Raw genomic sequence first — 1,453 nt, 5'->3', positions numbered from 1 at the left:
GAGCCGGTCGAGGAGCCGCAGGAGCGCGAGGCACCCCTGGCCCCGCGGCAGCGCTCGCAGAAGCGCCGTGGGCGCCCGTCGGTGCCCAGCTGGGACGACATCATGTTCGGCGGCTCCAAGGGCTGAGCCCCTCGCCCGCCCGTCGCGGTGCCCCCGTCCTGCTCAGCGAGGCGGGGGCACCGCGCACACGTCGAGGTCGAAGGGCAGCAGCTCCCCCTCGGGCGAGGAGACCCGTGCCACGTGCGAGGTCATACGCCGCATGAAGTGGCGACGGCAGAGCACCTCGTACTCCACCTGCGGCGTGGGCGCGTCCGAGCCGCCGACGTCGCCCACGGCCACCTGGTCGCCGTCGGTGACCATGTGCCCGTCCACCACGCGGGCGTTGTGCGTGGCGCGGCGGCCGCACCAGCACAGGGCCTCCACCTGCAGCAGGTGGGTGCGGTCGGCGAGCTCCAGCAGGCGCTTGCTGCCGGGGAACAGCTGGGCGCGGAAGTCGGCGGTGATGCCGAACGCGAAGACGTCCACCTCCAGCTCGTCCACGAGGCGCGCCAGCTGCTCCACCTGCGCGGCGCTGTAGAACTGCGCTTCGTCGCAGATGAGGTAGTGCACCGGGCGGCCCTTGGTGGCCTCGGCCACCACCATCGCGAAGAAGTCGAGCTGGTCGTGCACCTCGAGGGCCTCGCGCTGCAGGCCCAGACGGGAGCTGACGGTGGCCTCCCCGGCGCGGTCGTGGGAGGTGAACACCAGACCGTGGCGGCCACGGGCCCGGTGGTTGTGGTCCATCTGCAGCGCCAGGGTGGACTTGCCGCAGTCCATGGTGCCGGTGAAGAAGGCGAGCTCAGCCACGGGTCACCGAGCCGGCAGGAGCACGTCGGGCACCAGCAGCTCCTCGCGGTGCAGACCGCCGTGCCAGCCCTTGAGCGACATCTGGCCGGTGCTGTCCGGCCCCGGCACGAAGGCCAGGAAGCGGTCGTCCCGGGCCACCACGAGCACGTCGCCGATGCGGGACAGGTTCTCCGCGGTGGTGCCGGGGCCGAACCAGCCCGAGGCCACCGCCTCGGCACGGGTCACCACGAGCGCGCCGTCCCCGGCGGCCTCGCGCCAGGCGTCCACGAGCTCGGCCTGCTGGGCCCGGTCCGGCTCACCCTGGCGTCCCTCGGGGGACTCGTCGGCCCGGGGCAGGTACAGGAAGCGACAGCGCGGGTCACCGGCCACCGCGGCCACCCCCTCCACGAGGTGGGCGTGCTGCGGGTCGTCGGTGCGCAGGGCCCCGGCCGGGTCGATGCCGAGCATGCCGTGGTCGGCGGTCAGCGAGAAGTGGACCCCCGGCGGCAGGCCCTCCACGAGCTCGCGCAGGGCGGCGTCCACCTCCTCCAGGGCGCCGGTCCAGTCCACCGAGCCGGGCCCCTGGGCGTGGCCGATCTGGTCGAGCACCGGCCAGTACAGGTAGGCC

2 protein-coding genes are annotated in these 1,453 nt (G+C 74.0%); both read right to left on the bottom strand.

From position 1 onward, the window contains the following. Nucleotides 1–162 precede the first annotated feature (162 nt). Nucleotides 163–846: a thymidine kinase gene (locus HMPREF3099_RS09180; RefSeq protein WP_070705678.1), complete on the bottom strand. Its 684-nt coding sequence runs from the start codon at nt 844–846 to the stop codon at nt 163–165. A gap of 3 nt (nt 847–849) precedes the next feature. After that, a partial coding sequence (locus HMPREF3099_RS09175; protein WP_141762101.1) for an alkaline phosphatase family protein occupies nt 850–1,453 on the bottom strand: 604 nt, incomplete at its 5' end.

Origin of the sequence: Kytococcus sp. HMSC28H12, from assembly GCF_001816045.1 — a bacterium.
Classification (GTDB): Bacteria; Actinomycetota; Actinomycetes; order Actinomycetales; family Dermatophilaceae; genus Kytococcus; species Kytococcus schroeteri.
This window is presented reverse-complemented; position numbering and strand designations above follow the sequence as displayed.